16 protein-coding genes and 3 tRNA genes are annotated in these 17,385 nt (G+C 69.4%); 12 read left to right on the top strand and 7 right to left on the bottom strand.

Translation table 11 applies throughout. The features are described from left to right. Positions 1-47 precede the first annotated feature (47 nt). Positions 48-737, top strand: coding sequence for an alpha/beta fold hydrolase (locus HLA95_RS17815; protein ID WP_222184045.1), 690 nt, complete (start codon positions 48-50; stop codon positions 735-737). On the opposite strand, the gene parE is transcribed toward HLA95_RS17815, so the two are convergent. The 4 genes from parE to HLA95_RS17835 form a co-directional block, all read right to left on the bottom strand. After that, a complete protein-coding gene (gene parE, locus HLA95_RS17820; RefSeq protein WP_191061545.1) occupies positions 734-2,704 on the bottom strand; it encodes a DNA topoisomerase IV subunit B in 1,971 nt (656 codons plus the stop codon). The two genes, HLA95_RS17815 and parE, sit on opposite strands and share 4 nt — an antisense overlap. A 111-nt stretch (positions 2,705-2,815) precedes the next feature. Next, complete coding sequence (locus HLA95_RS17825) at positions 2,816-4,222, bottom strand: glutamine synthetase family protein (RefSeq protein ID WP_222184046.1); 1,407 nt, start codon at positions 4,220-4,222, stop codon at positions 2,816-2,818. Between the two features lie 131 nt (positions 4,223-4,353). Then, complete coding sequence (glnA, locus tag HLA95_RS17830) at positions 4,354-5,781, bottom strand: type I glutamate--ammonia ligase (RefSeq protein ID WP_191060069.1); 1,428 nt, start codon at positions 5,779-5,781, stop codon at positions 4,354-4,356. A 175-nt stretch (positions 5,782-5,956) separates the two neighbouring features. Then, a complete protein-coding gene (locus HLA95_RS17835; RefSeq protein ID WP_191060070.1) occupies positions 5,957-6,997 on the bottom strand; it encodes a glutamine synthetase beta-grasp domain-containing protein in 1,041 nt (346 codons plus the stop codon). A 424-nt stretch (positions 6,998-7,421) separates the two neighbouring features. On the opposite strand from HLA95_RS17835, the gene HLA95_RS17840 reads away from it, so the two are divergent. Continuing rightward, positions 7,422-7,616 carry a DUF2735 domain-containing protein gene (locus HLA95_RS17840; protein ID WP_191060071.1) on the top strand — a complete coding sequence of 65 codons (195 nt, stop codon included), beginning with the start codon at positions 7,422-7,424 and terminating at the stop codon, positions 7,614-7,616. Between the two features lie 175 nt (positions 7,617-7,791). Here HLA95_RS17840 and HLA95_RS17845 read toward each other — a convergent pair whose 3' ends face one another. After that, positions 7,792-8,130, bottom strand: coding sequence for a P-II family nitrogen regulator (locus HLA95_RS17845; protein ID WP_191060072.1), 339 nt, complete (start codon positions 8,128-8,130; stop codon positions 7,792-7,794). Between the two features lie 251 nt (positions 8,131-8,381). On the opposite strand from HLA95_RS17845, the gene HLA95_RS17850 reads away from it, so the two are divergent. The 7 genes from HLA95_RS17850 (at position 8,382) to HLA95_RS17880 (ending at position 14,957) form a co-directional block, all read left to right on the top strand. Next, positions 8,382-8,457, top strand: a tRNA-His gene (locus HLA95_RS17850). A 179-nt stretch (positions 8,458-8,636) separates the two neighbouring features. Further along, positions 8,637-9,902: an imelysin family protein gene (locus HLA95_RS17855; RefSeq protein WP_191060073.1), complete on the top strand. Its 1,266-nt coding sequence runs from the start codon at positions 8,637-8,639 to the stop codon at positions 9,900-9,902. A 47-nt stretch (positions 9,903-9,949) separates the two neighbouring features. Further along, complete coding sequence (locus HLA95_RS17860; protein ID WP_222184047.1) at positions 9,950-11,359, top strand: multicopper oxidase family protein; 1,410 nt, start codon at positions 9,950-9,952, stop codon at positions 11,357-11,359. Then, positions 11,356-12,462, top strand: a complete 1,107-nt coding sequence (locus tag HLA95_RS17865) for a di-heme oxidoredictase family protein (RefSeq protein ID WP_222184048.1) — start codon at positions 11,356-11,358, stop codon at positions 12,460-12,462. The genes HLA95_RS17860 and HLA95_RS17865 overlap by 4 nt, the downstream gene beginning before the upstream one ends. Before the next feature lie 4 nt (positions 12,463-12,466). Next, a complete protein-coding gene (locus HLA95_RS17870; protein WP_191062474.1) occupies positions 12,467-13,426 on the top strand; it encodes an imelysin family protein in 960 nt (319 codons plus the stop codon). 2 nt (positions 13,427-13,428) lie between these two features. Next, on the top strand, positions 13,429-14,547 hold the full coding sequence (locus HLA95_RS17875) for a DUF1513 domain-containing protein (protein WP_222184049.1): 1,119 nt from the start codon (positions 13,429-13,431) through the stop codon (positions 14,545-14,547). Between the two features lie 65 nt (positions 14,548-14,612). Next, on the top strand, positions 14,613-14,957 hold the full coding sequence (locus tag HLA95_RS17880; RefSeq protein ID WP_191061882.1) for a winged helix-turn-helix domain-containing protein: 345 nt from the start codon (positions 14,613-14,615) through the stop codon (positions 14,955-14,957). 108 nt (positions 14,958-15,065) lie between these two features. On the opposite strand, the gene HLA95_RS17885 is transcribed toward HLA95_RS17880, so the two are convergent. Beyond that, a tRNA-Lys gene (locus HLA95_RS17885) sits at positions 15,066-15,141 on the bottom strand. 136 nt (positions 15,142-15,277) lie between these two features. Between HLA95_RS17885 and HLA95_RS17890 the strand changes: the two genes are divergently transcribed. The 3 genes from HLA95_RS17890 (at position 15,278) to HLA95_RS17900 (ending at position 16,279) form a co-directional block, all read left to right on the top strand. Beyond that, positions 15,278-15,352: transfer RNA gene (locus HLA95_RS17890), tRNA-Gly, on the top strand. Between the two features lie 22 nt (positions 15,353-15,374). Further along, on the top strand, positions 15,375-15,707 hold the full coding sequence (locus HLA95_RS17895) for a hypothetical protein (RefSeq protein WP_222184050.1): 333 nt from the start codon (positions 15,375-15,377) through the stop codon (positions 15,705-15,707). 68 nt (positions 15,708-15,775) lie between these two features. Continuing rightward, positions 15,776-16,279, top strand: a complete 504-nt coding sequence (locus tag HLA95_RS17900) for a YidB family protein (RefSeq protein WP_222184051.1) — start codon at positions 15,776-15,778, stop codon at positions 16,277-16,279. 9 nt (positions 16,280-16,288) lie between these two features. Here HLA95_RS17900 and uvsE read toward each other — a convergent pair whose 3' ends face one another. Further along, positions 16,289-17,365 carry a UV DNA damage repair endonuclease UvsE gene (gene uvsE / locus HLA95_RS17905; RefSeq protein WP_223861689.1) on the bottom strand — a complete coding sequence of 359 codons (1,077 nt, stop codon included), beginning with the start codon at positions 17,363-17,365 and terminating at the stop codon, positions 16,289-16,291. Between the last annotated feature and the right edge of the window lie 20 nt (positions 17,366-17,385).

The raw sequence follows: 17,385 nt of genomic DNA on the forward strand, positions 1-17,385 counted from the left end.
TCCGGATCGCTGCAGGAATGAGCAGGCGCCTGTGCGGGAGTTGACCGATGACGAAGATCATCCTTGTGCCTGGGCTGTTGTGCAGCCCGCGACTTTGGCAGTTCCAAGTCGATGCCCTCGGCGGGGAGCACGAGGTACGCGTGTTCGACCATCGGCGCGACGACGACTATGCGGCCATGGCCGAGCGGCTGCTGGACGAGGTGCCGGGCAGCTTCGCCCTGGTCGGTCTGTCGATGGGTGGCTACCTCGCCCAGGAAGTGGTCGCGCGCGCGCCCGACCGCGTGGAGCGGCTGGCGCTCACCTGCACCCGGGCCGAGCCGGACACGGAGGAGACGCGCCGCCGGCGCATGGAGCAGGCGGCCGAGGCGGCGGCCGGGCGGTTCGAGGCGATCGCGGCGGAACTGGGCCAGGGCTGGCTCGCGGAGCGCAACCGCATGCCGGCGAACCTGGCCCTGTTGGCCGAGATGGCGCGCCATACCGGGGCCGAAGCGTTCGGCCGCCAGCAGAGGGCGATCGCCGGCCGGCGGGACATGCGCCCGCTGCTGGGGCAGATAAGCTGCCCGACCCTGGTGCTGTGCGGGTCGGAGGACCGGCTGACCGTGCCGGAAGGCCACATCGCCATGGCCCGGGCGATCCCGGACGCGGATCTCGTCATCCTGGGCGGCTGCGGCCACCTCGCCCCGCTGGAGCGGCCGGACGCGGTGACCGATGCGCTTCGGAGCTGGCTCAGGCGCTAGACGTCCAGCTCGGCCACGCTGGTCGCATTTTCCTGGATGAAGGCCAGGCGCAGCTCGGGCTTGCGGCCCATCAACTGCTCGACGAGCTGCCCGGTCGTCCGCCCGGCCACGTCCTCCAGGCCCACCCGGATCATCCGCCGCTTGGCCGGATCCATGGTGGTTTCCTTGAGCTGGCTGGGATTCATCTCGCCCAAGCCCTTGAAGCGGCCGATCTCGACGTTCTTCTTGTTCTTGAAGACGGTCGCGAGGATCCGGTCCTTGTCCTTGTCGTCGCGGGCATAGGCGATCGTGCTGCCGTGCGAGAGCCGGTAGAGGGGCGGCTGGGCCAGGTAGAGATGGCCGGTCTCGATGAGCTTGCTCATCTCTCGATAAAAGAAGGTCATGAGCAAAGCCGCGATATGCGCGCCGTCGACATCGGCATCGGTCATGATGACGACCTTGTCGTAGCGCAGGTCGTCGGAGCGGAACTGCTTGCCCGAGCCGCAGCCCAGCGCCGTGACCAGATCGACCAGCTCCTTGTTCTGGGCGAGCTTGTCGGCCGTGGCCGAGGCGACGTTCAGGATCTTGCCGCGCAGCGGCAGGATCGCCTGGGTGTCGCGGTTGCGCGCCTGCTTGGCCGAGCCGCCGGCACTGTCGCCTTCCACCAGGAAGATCTCGGTGCCGTCCCGGCCTTCCCGGGAGCAGTCGGCGAGCTTGCCCGGCAGGCGCAGCCGGCGGGTCTCGCTCTTGCGCTGGACGTCCTTCTGCTTCTTGCGGGCCAGGCGCTCGTCGGCACGCTCGCAGACATGGTCGAGCAGCCGGCTGGCGGCGGCCGGGTGCGAGGCCAGCCAGGTCTCGAACCGATCCTTGAGGCGGTTCTCGATCGGCCGGGTGATCTGGGCGGAGACCAGCCGCTCCTTGGTCTGGCCCTGGAACTGCGGCTGCGGGATGAAGGCGGACAGCATCATGACTGCACTGCCCTGCACGTCCTCGGCGATCAGGCTGGCCGCGCGCTTGCCGGCCCCGATCCGGTCGGCATGGGCCTTGATGCCCTTGAGCAGCGCCCCGCGCAGGCCCTGCTCATGCGTGCCGCCCAAGGGCGTCGGGATCGTGTTGCAGTAGAAGCCCTCGTAGCCTTCCTCGTCCAGCGGCCAGGCCACTGCCCACTCGATCCGGCCGCTGGCTTCCGGCAGGTCGGCCTCGCCGGAGAACGCGTCGTCGACCACGCGCTCGCGGCCTTCCAGCTGCGCCTCCAGGAAGTCGGCCAGGCCATTGGGGAAGTGGAAGGTCTCGCTGGCCGGCACCTTGCCGCGCTCGGCCAGCTCCGCCGTGCACGACCAGCGGATCTCCACGCCCTTGAACAGGTAGGCCTTGCTGCGCGCCATCCGGTGCAGGATCGCCGCGGAGAAGGCGGCGTCCTCGCCGAAGATCTCCGTATCCGGGGCGAAGGTGATCGTGGTGCCGCGCCGGTTGGGCGCGTTGCCGCCATTCTCCACGCCACTTTGCGCCGCGCCGCGGGAATAGACCTGCCGGTACAGCTTGCGGTCGCGGGCGACCTCCACGACCAGCTCGGACGAGAGCGCGTTGACCACGGAGACGCCGACGCCGTGCAGCCCGCCCGAGGTCTGGTACGCCTTGCTCGAGAACTTCCCGCCCGAATGGAGCGTGGTCAGGATCACTTCCAGCGCCGACTTGTCCGGGAACTTGGGGTGCGGGTCGATCGGGATGCCGCGGCCATTGTCACGGACGGTGACGCGGGTGGTGCTCTCCAGGATCAGCTCGATCCGGTCGGCATGGCCGGCCACCGCCTCGTCCATGGCGTTGTCCAGGACCTCGGCCACCAGGTGATGCAGCGCCCGCTCGTCGGTGCCGCCGATATACATGCCGGGCCGGCGGCGCACCGGCTCCAGGCCTTCCAGTACCTCGATGTCGTGCGCGGTATAGTCGCCGCGCGGATCGCTGCTCTTCGTCTCGAACAGATCGCTCATGCTCGTTTCCGACCGGCCAGAACGGGCCGATCCATCTGGGGTAGAATGGGCCGCGGCGCGGATCCCGTGCGCAAGAAGCGTACCAGCCGGGGCGACGTCAAGCCGGGCGGATCAGTTCGACCAGTATAGCCGCAGTTCGGCCGGGTGCGGCACGGCGGCGACCTCGTCGGCCTGGGCACGCTTGAGCGTCAGATAGCTGTCGACCATGCGCGTGCAGAACGCCTCGTCCGCGGTGAACAGGGCCCGGGCCCGCTCCAGCTCGTCCAGCGCCTCGTCCAGGCTGCGCGGCAGATGACGCAGTGCCGGCTCCTCGACCGGCAGGTCGTACAGGTTGCGGTCGAGCGGGTCGTCCGGCTCGAGCCGGCGCTCCACGCCGTCCCGGCCGGCGCACAGCACCGCCGCGATCGCGAGGTAGGGATCGGCCAGCGGATCGGGAAAACGCAGCTCCAGCCGCTTCTGGTCGGGCCGGGCAGCCAGCGGGATGCGAACCGCCGCGGTGCGGTTGTTGACGGCATAGGCCAGCACGGTCGGCACCTCCTCACCCGGGCGCAGCCGCCGGTACGAGTTGGTCGACGGGTTGGTGAAGGCCGCAAGCGGGCGGGCATGGTCCAGGATACCCGCCATGAAGGACAGGCAGAGCGGGCTCAGGTCGGCATATTCCGAGCCGTGGAACAAGGGCCTGGCCCCGCTGAACGCCGCCACCGAGAGCACCAGATCGACGCCGTGCTCGTCGCGCGCGGGCTTGGGCAGGAAGGTCGCGGTCTTGCCGTAGCCGGCCGCCACGCTGCGCACGACATAGCGGGCGAGCTGCAGCCGGTCGGCCGCCACTAGCGCATCGGCAGGCGGCAGGACCAGCACGTGCTGGCAGGCACCGCGGCCATGACCGTGGGTCACGCCCGGGATGCCGCAGCCGGCCAGGATGGTCGCCACCTCGCTGCGCAGGTCGGAGAAGTGATCGGCCGGCGGCGCCGCGAAGGCGGCGCGCCGGGGCAGGGGCCGATGGCCGGAATTGCCGCCGGCAAATGCGGTGCCGGCGGCGCACGGCGCCTCCATGGCGCTCAGCCGATAGCCGACCCGATACGGCTCGTCGTCGAACTGCGCGTCGTCGAACAGGGAGAAGCCCAGTTCCATGCCGATCTGCAACCGGTCGGCGCCAAGCCGGCGGCCGACCTGGTCGATCGTGCGGGCCAGCGTGCTGCGCGGGCAGGCGTCATAGGCGTGGCCGGTGCCGGCCTCCATGGCGCTGCAGAACACGACCAGGGTCGGCTGGGACGCGAACGGGTCGATGAACCAGGAGCCGGGATCGGGAAGCAGCACCGGGTCCGGCTCGGTGGGCGCGTGCCAGCCCGGGATGCCGGAGCCGTCGATCGCCAGACCCTCGCTGAACAGGGCAGGGTCCAGCGCGCTGGTCTCGATCGAGACCTGGCGGACATGGCCCAGCAGATCGGTGAAGCGCAGGTTGCAGATGCGGACGCGGTGCTCCGCGATTGCCTGCATCAGGGGCTCGACATCGGACAACGGTACTGCCTCCCGGCACCCCATGGTGCCGCCGCACGCTTGTTGCCGTCCGAGTAGCCATTCTCACGGCAAAGAAAAAGGGGCAGCCCGAACGGGCTGCCCCGGTTTGCGTTGCCGGCAGGGTCAGCCGCTCAGCAGTCGTAGTAGAGCACGAACTCGTACGGGTGCGGGCGCAGCGCCATCGCCTCGACCTCGTTGGTCCGCTTCATCGCGATATAGTTGTCGATGAAGTCCTTGGTGAACACGTCGCCTTCCATCAGGAACTCGTGGTCGGCGGCCAGCGCATCCAGGGCGGCACCGAGCGAGCCTGGCACGGTCGGGATGTGCGCCAGTTCTTCCGGCGGCAGGTCGTAGATGTTCTTGTCGGTGGCCTCGCCCGGGTCGATCTTGTTCCGGATACCGTCCAGGCCGGCCATCAGCATGGCCGAGAAGGCGATATAGGGGTTGCAGGACGGGTCGGGGCAGCGGAACTCGACCCGCTTGGCCTTGGGGCTGTTCGAGTACATCGGGATGCGGCAGGCGGCCGAGCGGTTGCGCGCCGACCAGGCCAGGTTCACCGGCGCCTCGTAGCCCGGGACCAGGCGACGGTAGGAATTGGTGGTGGGTGCGGCAAAGGCCAGGATCGCCGGGGCGTGCTTGAGCAGGCCGCCGATATACCACCGGCACAGGTCGGACAGGCCGTGCTCCTTGTCGCCTGCGAACAAGGGCTTGCCCTCGCTCCAGATCGACTGGTGGCAGTGCATGCCGGAGCCGTTGTCGCCGTAAAGGGGCTTCGGCATGAAGGTCGCGGACTTGCCGGCCTTCACCGCCTCGTTCTTCACGACGTACTTGTACTTCATCTGGTGGTCGGCCATCGCCAGCAGCGTATCGAACTTCATGTCGATCTCGCACTGGCCGGCCGTCGCGACCTCGTGATGCTGGCATTCGACCGTCAGGCCGATGTCGATCATGGTGAGCGCCATGCGCGCGCGCAGATCCTGCAGCGTGTCGGTCGGCGCGCAGGGGAAGTAGCCTTCCTTCGGCCGGATCTTGTAGCCGAGGTTCGGGCCCTCGGCGCGGCGCATGTTCCACCAGCCCTCGACGCTGTCGACGAGGTAGGAGCCGGAATTGATGTCCTGGCCGAACTGGACGTTGTCGAACACGAAGAACTCGGCCTCGGGGCCGAAGAACGCCGTGTCGCCGATGCCGGTCGACTGCAGGTAGGCCTCGGCCTTCTTGGCGATCCCGCGCGGGTCGCGGCTGTAGAACTCGCCGGTGACCGGGTCGACCACGTCGGCGATCATCACCAGCGTCTTGTGCTCGTAGAACGGGTCGATGAAGGCGGTGGTCGGATCGGGCATCAGCAGCATGTCGGACGATTCGATCGTCCGGAAGCCGCGGACCGAGGAGCCGTCGAAGCCCAGCCCTTCCTCGATCTGGTCCTGCTCGAAGATCGCGGCGGGATAGCTGATATGCTGCCAGGTGCCGGGGACATCCGTCAGGCGGACGTCGATCATCTGGACGCCGTGGTCCTTGATGGCCTTCATGACGTCCGCGGACGTCTTGCAACCAAGCGTCATCCTACATGCCTTCCATTGCGGGCGGCTGCGCGCTGGCCGCCCTGATTTCCGTCGTCCGGCGCTCCGCCCGGACGTTCCTGCGTCGTTCCCGGCGGTACGGGAGCCCTTCTAGGCAGCACCCGCATCTTTGAGAAGGTGGGGATGCCGACAGGGCATCCCCGGCCAGTCGGTGGCTTCAGGCGGCCGCGGCCACCTCCGCCTCGGTCGGGACGGAGGCGATGGTCTTCAGGATCTGCGAGGCGATCTGGTAGGGGTCGCCCTGGGAGTTCGGGCGGCGATCCTCCAGATAGCCCCGGTAGCCGTTGCGCACGAAGCTGTGCGGCACCCGGATCGAGGCGCCACGGTCGGCCACGCCGTAGCTGAACTTGTTCCAGGGCGCCGTCTCATGCTTGCCGGTCAGGCGCATGTGGTTGTCGGGGCCGTAGACCGCGATGTGGTCGTCGAGATTGGCCTCGAACGCCGCCATGAGCTGCTCGAAATATTCCTTGCCGCCGACCTCGCGCATGTAGGCGGTCGAGAAGTTGCAGTGCATGCCCGACCCGTTCCAGTCGGTGTCGCCCAGCGGCTTGCAGTGGAACTCGATGTCGATGCCGTACTTCTCGGTCATCCGCAGGAGCAGGTAGCGGGCGATCCACATCTCGTCGGCGGCACGCCTGGAGCCCTTGCCGAAGATCTGGAACTCCCACTGGCCCTTGGCCACCTCGGCGTTGATGCCCTCGTGGTTGATGCCGGCGGCCAGGCACACGTCGAGATGCTCCTCGACGATGGTGCGCGCGATGTCGCCGACATTCTTGTAGCCGACGCCCGTGTAGTAGGGGCCCTGCGGTGCGGGGTAGCCCTGCTCCGGGAAGCCCAGCGGGCGGCCGTTCTTGTAGAAGAAGTATTCCTGCTCGAAGCCGAACCAGGCGCCGTCGTCGTCGAGGATGGTCGCCCGCTTGTTCGACGGGTGCGGCGTCTCGCCGTCCGGCATCATCACCTCGCAGAGCACCAGTACGCCGTTGGTGCGCTGCGGGTCGGGGAACACGCGGACCGGCTTGAGCACGCAGTCGGAGCTGTGTCCCTCGGCCTGCAGGGTGGAGCTGCCGTCGAAGCCCCAGAGCGGGAGCTGCTCCAGGGTCGGGAAGCTCTCGAACTCCTTGATCTGCGTCTTGCCCCGCAGGTTCGGCACGGGCGTGTAGCCGTCGAGCCAGATATATTCCAGCTTGTACTTGGTCATTATGGCCCTCTCAAAGCGAATGAGCGACGTGACGTTCTGGTGCCTGCGGCGGCTGCCTGCCTGCCTGGGCGCCAACGGTTGAGCAGTTCACAAGCAGGATGCGTGCCAATCTTCGCGCACCGGCACGCAACCTCGTCGTGTCTGCGCTGTTGCACAGGCGCCGGACGCTCCGTTGGCCGGAAACGTGTTCTGGATGCCGCTGCCCCGGGCAGGACAGGCTGTGGCAACGCACGCGCTCGGCACGTAAGCGGTGAACGACTTGCCGCCAGGCAATGCGTTCAAGAACAGCAAGCCCATGCTGGTGATCAACTATTGTGCAACTAGTGTCGCTAAATCAGGCAGATTGGATAATGAGGGTGCAAAACCGGTCGCGAGCCATTATGTACGACCTACCGACCCTCGTAGCCGGAATGGAGTGACCCTCATGGCTGGAAGCGCCGATCGGCCGTCCGCCATCATCTATGCCTTCCCCAGGCGCGGCAGGTACGCGCTCGAGGGGCAGCCTGTCGACCTCGCGCCGAAAACCGAGGGCAAGAGCGAGCGGGTAGCGGTCGCTGCGTTCGACAGCTGGTACCATGAAGCTGCGGTTCAGGAAGCGGCCAAGGCGCGCAAGCACTGAACGGTGGCGTAGCGGGACGGTTTCGGCCGTTACCCGCAGGGAAACGGCGTTGCTGTGCCAGCATTCCGTGAACAGCGAAAACTGCCGGCCCCGTCCCATCGAGTGCTGATCGGACGGTTGCCGGCAGGTCCGGTGCTGCCTGCCCGATGAGCAGGCAGGCTCCAGGAGGATCTGGTCAGAGCGCGTCGTTGCCGCGCTCGCCGGTGCGGATCCGCACCGCTTCCTCGACCGAGTAGACGAAGATCTTGCCATCGCCGATCCGGTCGGTCTTGGCAGCCTGCTGGATGGCCTCGACCGCCCACTCGGCGAGCTGGTCGTCGACCACGACCTCGATCTTCACCTTGGGCAGGAAATCGACGACGTACTCCGCCCCGCGATACAGTTCCGTGTGCCCCTTCTGACGCCCGAAGCCCTTCACTTCCGTCACGGTCATGCCCTTCAGGCCGATCTCCTGGAGGGCTTCCTTGACCTCGTCCAGCTTGAACGGCTTGATGACGGCTTCGATCTTCTTCATTGCGCGACTTTCTCCACGACGAACGCTGGCGAGCGAACTTCCCACACCAACATTGCTCGGGGAAGGGTCATGCACGACACGTGCCAACGGGACGCTGCAGCAGGTGATGCGCTGCTCCCTCCGCCCGATGCCTAGAATGTGGGCAGCACTGGCGAGAAAAGAGGCACATCACCTCTCTGGCCGACATTCGCCGCCGGATGCGCACGGCGCTTGACGAATCGGCCGGCGCGAGGCATTCAGCGCCGCGGATGGCGGGCGTAGCTCAGTCGGTAGAGCGCTAGGTTGTGGTCCTGGATGTCGCCGGTTCGAGTCCGGTCGCTCGCCCCACCCCCTTACAGATCGCGGTTTCGAGGTCCACGCCGGCTGTGGCGCGAGCATAGCCTGGAATAGGTCCAATTCGACCTATTGCCGGGATCGAGTTGTCACGACCGGCAGGCAGTGCGAGATGGCGAGAACGGGCAGTGCATCTGCCTGTACCGCTATGTGCTTCGCCTGGGGAACACCCGATGGGTCGCTCGCTCGTGTACTCGGTCACCGCGACGGCGAAGATCCTTTCCCTGCCAGCTCAAGCGGTCGAGCCGGCCGATGTGATCGGCACCTATGCCGACATCGCCGAGGCGATGTACGGGGATGCGCTGGCGAGTGCGGAGGAACTGCAGGCCGCCGTGGACGCGTTCTTGGCCAAGCCATCCGCAGAGACCCAGGCTGCCGCCAAGGAGGCCTGGAAGGCCGCCCGGGCACCCTACCAGCAGACCGAGGCGCTGCGCTTCGGCAACCCGCTGGTGGACGAGTGGGAAGGCAAGGTGAACGCCTGGCCGCTGGACGAGGGCCTGATCGACTATGTCGACCCCTCCTATGGCGAAAGTTCCGATGAGAACCCGCTCTACCTGCTGAACGTGGTGGCGTCGCCGGCCCTGCGGGTGGGCCGCGAGCGGGTCGACGCGCGCGAGATCACGCCGGCCCTGCTGGCGGACCAGCTCCAGGAGGCGCTCGACGTCGAGAAGAACGTCGCGACCGGCTATCATGCGGTCGAGTTCTTGCTCTGGGGCCAGGACCTGAACGGCACCAGCCCGGGTGCCGGCATGCGGCCCTGGACCGACTACAGCCTGACCCACTGCACCGGCGGCAATTGCGACCGGCGCCGCGCCTATCTGGAGGCCGCGACCGACCTGCTCGTCAGCGACCTCCAGGAGATGGCGGCGAGCTGGCAGGAGGGCGGGGCAGCGCGGGCCGACCTGATGAGCGTCGGGCCGGAAGTCGGGATCGGCCGGATCCTGACCGGCATCGGCTCCCTGTCCTATGGCGAGCTGGCGGGCGAGCGGATGAAGCTCGGCCTGCTGCTGAACGATCCCGAGGAGGAGCATGACTGCTTCTCGGACAACACCCACAACTCGCATTTCTACGACCAGGTCGGCATGGTGGCGCTGTGGAACAGCAGCTATCAGCGCCTGGACGGTAGTGTCGTGTCCGGCCCGTCGGTGAACGCGCTCGCCGAGGAGAAGGCGCCGGAGGCCGTCAAGCTCGTCCAGGACCGGATGGCCGAGACCACCGCGAAGCTCGAGGTGATCCGCGAGAGTGCCGAGAGCGGCAGAATGGCCTACGATCAGATGCTGGCGACCGGGAATGCCGAGGGCAACGCCATGCTCCAGGAAGCCATCGACGCGCTGGTGGCGCAGACAAGGGCGGTCGAGGAGGTGGTGGCGGGCCTGGGCGTCAGCGTCACGGTCGAAGGCTCGGACAGCCTGGACAATCCGGGTGCCGTGGCACCCTGAGCTGGCCGTCTCCCAGCCGGTTCGGCTCTGAGCGGCAAGGGGCGGGCATGCGGATCGGACGACGCGCGCTGCTGCTGGGCGCCGCAACGGCCGGGGCGACGCTGGCGCGGCCAAGTACGCCCCGCCTGGCGATCACCGGGGAGGAAAGTGTCGTCCGGCGCCTGGTGGCGGCCGAGCGGCGGATCCGGGTCCCGTCGGGCGACGGGCCGGAGGTCGCGGCCTGGACGTTCGCCGACGAGCCATTGCCGGTGATCCGGCTGCGCCAGGGCGAGCGGCTGCAGGCACGGCTGGAGAACCGGCTGCCGGAGCCCATCTCGATCCACTGGCACGGCATCCGCGTGCCCAACGCCATGGACGGCGTGCCCTATCTCACCCAGGAGCCGGTGATGTCGGGGCAGGGCTTCGACTACGACTTCGTCCCGCCCGACACCGGGACGTTCTTCTTCCACACCCATTGCAACACGATCGAGCAGCTCAGCCGCGGGCTCGCAGGCGTCCTGATCGTGGAGGGCGACGAGGTGGTGCCGCACGATGCCGAGCTGGTCCTGGTGCTGCGCGACTGGCGGATCGACGCAGCAGGCGCCTTCACCCCGTTCACCAGCGATGCGGCCGCGGCGAAGGCCGGCACGTTCGGCCGGCTGCGCACCGTCAACGACCGGGTGGCGCCGGTCCTGGACGTGCCGGCCGGCGGCGACGTGCGTCTGCGCATCCTCAATGTCGATGCCACCCGGATCGCCGAGCTGGGCGTGGAGGGTGCCGAGGCGGCGGTGATCGCGACCGACGGCAACGGCCTGCCGCCGCTGCCGCTGACCAGCTGGCGGCTGGGCCCGGCCATGCGCCTGGACCTGACGCTGCGCGCCCCGGGACCCGGCCAGGAGGCGGTGCTCTACGACTATTTCGCGCCCGAGCCGGTGCCGCTCGCCCGGCTGCGCGGCACCGGCCCGGCACGTCCAGACCGGCCGTTCGCCCCGGCGGCGCTGCGCCCGTCGGACTTCGCCGAGCCCGACCTCGCCCGCGCGGACAAGCTGCGGCTGACCTTCCAGACCAGCGCGATCGCCAGCGAGATCGTGCTGAAGGACGGCCAGGTGCTGCGGCTGGCCGACAACCTCTGCCTGAGTGCCGCCACGCACTGGGCGATCGACCGCAGGAGCTGGCCGGAGCAGGGCCACCAGGCACTGCCGCCGCCGCTGTTCGAGCTGGTGCAGGGGCGGAGCTACGTGATCGAGCTGGTGAACGCCACGCAGTACCAGCATCCGATCCATCTGCACGGGCTGACCTTCCAGGTGCTCGACCCCAGGCAGGGTGCCGTCGGCCAGCGCGCCGACACGGTGCTGCTGGGCCCGCGCGACCGGACCCGGATCGCGTTCGTCGCCGACACTCCCGGGGACTGGATGCTCCACTGCCACATCATCGAGCACCAGGAGACCGGCATGATGGGCTGGTTCCGGATCACATGAGGTGGCTGGCCGCCCCGCTGCTCCTGGCCGCGGCCCTGCTCACCCCGGACCCGGCCGGCAGCCGCGACCTGGACGCTGCCGTCGGCAAGGCGCTGTTCCGGCGGATCTGGACCGTGGCTGGCGCGTCCAATCGGCAGAGCGACGGGCTGGGCCCCCTGTTCAACGCGCGCGCCTGCACGAGCTGCCATGAAGGGGCTGGCGGCGGGCGGATGGCGGACGGTGCCGGCCTGGTGCTGCGCTTCGACGACGATCCGGCCTATGGCCGGCAGCTCCAGACCGCAGCGGCACCCGGCCACGAGCCGGAAGGGCGGCTGGAGGTCCGCTGGCAGCCCGCGCCGCGACGTCTGGCCGATGGCAGCACGGTCGCGCTGCGGCGGCCGGTGCCGCAGCTGGTCACCCTGGATGCCGCCGTGGAGTCCGGCCGCGGCTCGCTGCGCTTGGCACCGGGCTTGGCCGGGCTGGGCCTGGTCGAGCAGGCGCTGGCGGAGGCCGGCGAGCCCGGCGGGTTCGGGCTGAAGGCCGCCCACGCCTCGCTGGCCCAGCCGGTGACCGAGGCGCTGCTGCTGGACCTGGGCCTGTCCACGACCGACCATCCCGAGCCCTGGGGCGATTGCACCGAGGCAGCGCCCACCTGCCGCCAAGGCCCGCATGGCAGCGGGGATGGGGAGGGCGGCGTGGAACTCGCACCGGGGATCGTCCAGGCCCTGCTGGCCTATCTCCGCTTCCTGCCGCCGCCAGCGCCGTCCGGCCCGCTCGATCCGGACGGCCTGCACCTGTTTGCCTCGCTGGGCTGTAACGGCTGCCACCGCCCCGAGCTGGGAGGGCTGCAACCCTATTCCGACTTCCAGGCGCACGACCTGGGCGCGGGCTTGGCCAGCGACGAGCGCGACGCGGGCCTGGGCCGCCGCTGGCGCACGGCCCCGCTCTGGGGGCTGGGAAGACGCCTCATGGAGGGCCGCCCGCTCCTGCATGACGGCCGGGCCCGCGATGCGGAAGAGGCGATCCTGTGGCACGACGGTGCCGCCAGGACCGCTTCCGCCGGCTATGCCGCCCTGCCGGAGGCGGAGCGGGCGAGGCTGCTGGCATTTCTCGAGAGGCTCTGAGGCGATGCGCATCCCGATCTTCGCTCTCGCCCTGCTGCTCGGCTGGCCGGCCCTTGCCGGAGCACAACTAGCCGAGCCCGGCAACGCGGCTGTGCGCGCCTGGCAGGAAGCGGCCGCTTCGTTCGACCAGGCCGGCTCGGCCACCTGTCCCGAACCGGCCGGCCCGGAAGCGGTCGAGCGGGCAAGGGAGGCGTTCCGTGACCTCGTGCTGCGCTGGCAGGCGGCCAGGACTTGGCTGGTCGGCCCGGGCGTGCCGGCGGACCTGGCGAGCCGGGTCTGGTTCTGGCCGGACCCGCATGGTTCGGCAGGCAGGCAGATCGCGCGGTCGCTCAGCAGCGGCAAGCCGGAGGGCATCGCCGCCTCGGGCTTCGGCATGGCGGAAGAGGTGCTGTTTGGTGGTACGGGCGAGCCGGAGCAGGGAGGCTGCCGGCTGTTGCGCGCGGTGGGCGATGCCCAAGCCGAGCTGGCAGATGCGGTCGCTGCCGAGTTCACCGCCACGCGCCTCTCCGACAACGACCGGCGCCGCCTCCTGCTGATCTCGATGCGCGACAGCCTGGACCGGATCTCGCAGGAGAAGATCGCGCGCCCGCTCGGGCTGGACATCGACACGGCGCGCGGCCAGCGGGCGGAGGCATGGCGCAGCGGCCTGTCGCTGCCAGCGATCCAGGCCAGTCTCGCCGCGGTGGAAGCGGTCTATCTCGCCCCGGACGGCGTGGCGGCGAGGCTCGCCGCACAGGACGACGGCCCGGCCCTGGACACGATGATCCGCGCGCAGTTCGGGCGGGTCCAGGCAGCGCTGGCGGCGATCGATCTGCCGCTCGACCAGGCAGTGTCCGACCCGGCCGCCCGCCCCAAGGTCGAAGCACTCCTGACGGAAGTCCAGCAGCTCCGCCTCCTGGTGGTGGAGCGGCTGGCGCCTGCCATCGGGATCAGCCTCGGCTTCAACGCACTGGACGGAGACTGACCATGGAGCTGGCCCGCCGCGCCACGCTCGCCATCCTGGCGGGCCTGCCGTTCGCCGACCCGGTCCTGGCGATGGCCGCGGCCACCGAGCATGGCGGTGCCGCGCCCCGCTGGCTGGGCTGCCGCACCGAGCCGGTGAGTGGCGACCAGGCGGCAGCGTTGGGCAACGGCGGCACCAGCCCGTTCGCCCTGCACCTGCCGGCGCGCGGCCACAGCTTCGCGGTCCACCCGACCCGCGAGCTGGCGGTGGTGTTCGCCCGCCGCCCGGGCGTGTTCGCCGTGGCGTTCCACAGCCGGACCGGCGAGCGGCTGGCGGCGTTCGAGGCCGAGGCCAACCGGCACTTCGCCGGGCACGGCACGTTCGACCCGAGTGGCCGGCTGCTGATCACGGCCGAGAACAAGTTCGACACCGGCGACGGCACGCTCGGGGTCTATGCGGTGGACGAGGGCTTCCGCAAGCTGGCCGAGCTGCCGGGCCACGGTATCGGGCCGCACGACGTGGCGGTACTGCCGGATGGCAAGACCCTGGCGGTGGCGGTGGGCGGCATCCTCACCCATCCGCAGAGCAAGCGCCTCAAGCTCAACCTAGACACGATGGCGCCCTCGCTCGTGCTGATGGATCTGGGTTCCGGCCGGCTGGTCGAGCGCTTCCCGCTGGAAGGGCAGCTGCACCAGCTCTCGCTGCGCCACCTCTCGCTGAGCCCGACAGGCGAGATCGCCTGCGCCTGCCAGTTCCAAGGCGATGCGGATGCAGCGGTGCCGCTGGTGGCGATCCTGGACCGGCAGGGCTTCCGACTGGTGGACGAGCTGCGGGGACGGGCCGCCGGGCTTCGCCAGTACACCGGCAGCATCACCTATGACACGAGCGGCGCCTGGCTGGCCGTGTCCTGCCCGAAGGCGCACCGCATCCTGGTCCTGGATCGCGATGGCGCCATCCACCATGAGGTAGCGCTGGAAGACGGCTGCGGCGTGGCCGCGGCCGGCACCCCCGGCCGCTTCGTCGCGAGCGGCGGCACCGGTCGGCTGGTCGAGATCAACGCGGCTTCCGGCGAGACGGAGGAACTGGCCCAGGCGGCGCTCGCCTGGGACAATCACCTGGTGCCGCTGCACCTGCGCGGCTGACCGCCGCCCGTGCGCTCGCCGCCCGGTTCAGGCAGGATCGGTGCGGGGCGGGCAGGGGAAGGTGCATGGCGGTCGCGATCAGCGTGCGGATCGACTTTCCGCAGGGCGAGCGGATCGGACCAGGCAAGGTCCGGCTGCTGGAGGCCATCGCCGAGACCGGTTCGATCAGCGCTGCCGGGCGGAGCCTGGGCATGTCCTACAAGCGCGCCTGGTCGCTGGTCGACGAGCTGAACCGCATGTTCACCGAGCCTCTGGTCACCTCGCGCCATGGCGGCGCCCAGGGCGGCGGCGCCGATCTGACCGAACTCGGCCAGGCAGTGGTCACTGCCTATCGCAAGGTGGAGCGGGAAACGGCAGAGAGTGCGGCGGCGGCCATGGGCGAGCTGGCGGGCAGACTCGCACAGCGCTGAGCCGGGAAGTCGCGGCCAAGTCGAGCCGACCTGACTTCCGGTCACCATGCAGTGTATTGGGAAGGAACGCAGGACCGTCTGTGGTCCTGCTGGCAGATGTTCCCCGTTTGGTGGGCGCACACAGACTCGAACTGTGGACCCGCTGATTAAGAGTCAGCTGCTCTACCAACTGAGCTATGCGCCCACCGGCGGGGTGGCTGCGGAATAGGGGATGGCGCGGAAGGCGTCAACACCCTCCTGCATGGGGCTTCGTGTTTATTCGGCGCGGGCACGGCTGGCCGTTGCGCCGGCCGCGGCGCCCGGCTATCCAGAGGACAGGCGCGGGTGTAGCTCAGTGGTAGAGCAGTAGCTTCCCAAGCTACGTGTCGAGGGTTCGATTCCCTTCACCCGCTCCAGCCTCCCCCCCCGATCTCCGACATGGATTCCCGACGATCCGGCCGCGTGGCCGGGCGGCTCGTATTGCTTCGTTCGATGCTTGATGTTCATGTTTTGTTCTCGTATTCTCGGCGCATGACGAACAGTTCCGACATGGGTGGCGCGGACCTGAGAGTGGTGGGCCGTGATCATCTGGTTCACGTGATCGCACGGGCCCTGCATGGGTTCGTGCGCACGCCGCTCCACTCGTCCACCATGGCGGGCTACGACGCCGCCGAACGGGTTGCCGACCAACTCGAAGCGTTCGGCTGGCAGGTGTTCCGCCCGCATGTGGAGCCGCATGCGCCGCAGGCTGACCGGCGCCGGGGTCGCTGAGCCCGAGCGCGGAACTGGGTAGCGCACCGCGCGTTTCGATTCCCTCGCAACTGTGCAGGAGAATGGCGATGAACCGCGCCTTTCCGTCGATGACCGCCCTGTTGGGCCTCCTGGCCATCGCGGGCTACCAGAACCGCGACAAGCTCGCGGAGATGTTCGGCGGCGGTTCCGGCGGGCAACCGGCCGGCGGCGGCCAGAACCCGGCCGGTGCGGCGCAGCAGGGCGGGCTCGCCGGCATGTTGAGCGGGCTCGGCGGGCTGCTCGGTGGTGGTTCCGGCGGCACTTCCGGCAGCAGCCCCGGCAGCGGCGACCAGCTGGTGAGCGGCGGGCTGAAGGAACTGATCGATCGGTTCAAGGAAACCGGCCACGGCGAGGACGCCGATTCCTGGGTGGCGAGCGGGCCGAACCGGCCGGTGAGCCCCGAGCATCTTGAGCATGCGATCGGTCCGGACGTGCTGGCGACGCTCAGCCAGCAGACCGGCCTGTCCCGCGAGGAACTGCTGGCGCGCCTGACGCGCGAGCTGCCGGATGCCGTGGACCGCTACACGCCGGATGGCCGCCTGCCGGGCTGAGCCGACCCTTCAGCCCTCGGCCGGCATGGCCGCCGCCTCGGCCAAGCCCGTCGCTTCCTCGTCGGCCAACGCATCCGACTGGGTCGGGTCGAGGCCGAAGCGGGCCGCCACGTCCGGGGCATAGCGCAGGAGGTCCGGGCGCAGGCGGAGCAGTGCGAGGTCCTTCGCCTTGGCCTCCAGCATCACGTCGAACTCCAGCCCGGCCACGGCGCGCATGAAGGTCGAGAACTCGAACGGGTTGCAGTAGTCGGCGTGGCCGGTCCAGACCGGCGGGACCGGCACGATCTCGGTCCTGCGGGTGCCCGGCACCTTGCGCTTGAGCTGGCGCAGCTCCGTGCGCGGCGAGGAGAAATGGATCTTCGGCCGCACGCCCTCCGGCCAGGTCGCGAGGATCGCCGCCACGGTCGGCCGCAGCTCCAGCCCCTCCGGGTTCAGGCACCAGAAGTGCTGGTAGTCGAAGATCAGGCGTACCCCGGTCCGCGCGTGGATGCGCAGCACGTCGGCGGCGCTGAAGCGCAGATCGTCATGCTCCAGCACCAGGCGGCGTCGCACCGGCTCGGGCAGGCTGGGCCAGGTCCTGGCCCAGCGATCGGCGCTGGCGACCCGGTCGCCATAGGTGCCGCCCACATGGACCACCAGCACCGCCTCCGGCCCCAGTTCCATCAGGTCCAGCATCTCCGCCTGGGAGGTCAGGTCCCACGCGCTCTTCCTGACCAGGTCGGGGTCCGGGCTGTTCAGCACGATGAACTGGGAGGGATGGAAGGACAGGCGGATGTCGAGCCGCCTGGCCTTGGCGCCGATCGCCCGCAGCTCGGCCGCACTCTCCCGGACCATGCCGTGAAAGCGCGGCAGGTCCGGATGGGTGGCATAGGGGGCCAGATCCGAGGACATGCGGTACATGCGGATCCGGTGCCGCTCCAGATGGTCCAGGATCGCGTCGACATAGCCGAGCGAGACCTTCAGGTGCGGGTCGCTGGCATGGCGGCGCGTGTCGTTGCTCTTGAGGTCGGGCCGCGCCATCACCTTGACCGGAAAGCCCAGCCGGGCGGGGGCGGGCGGGGCGGTGTTGTGCTGCTGGACGGGCAAGGGCTCAAGCCTTCGGCGGT

The organism is Geminicoccus harenae (assembly GCF_019800005.1).
GTDB classification, from domain to species: domain Bacteria; phylum Pseudomonadota; class Alphaproteobacteria; order Geminicoccales; family Geminicoccaceae; genus Geminicoccus; species Geminicoccus harenae.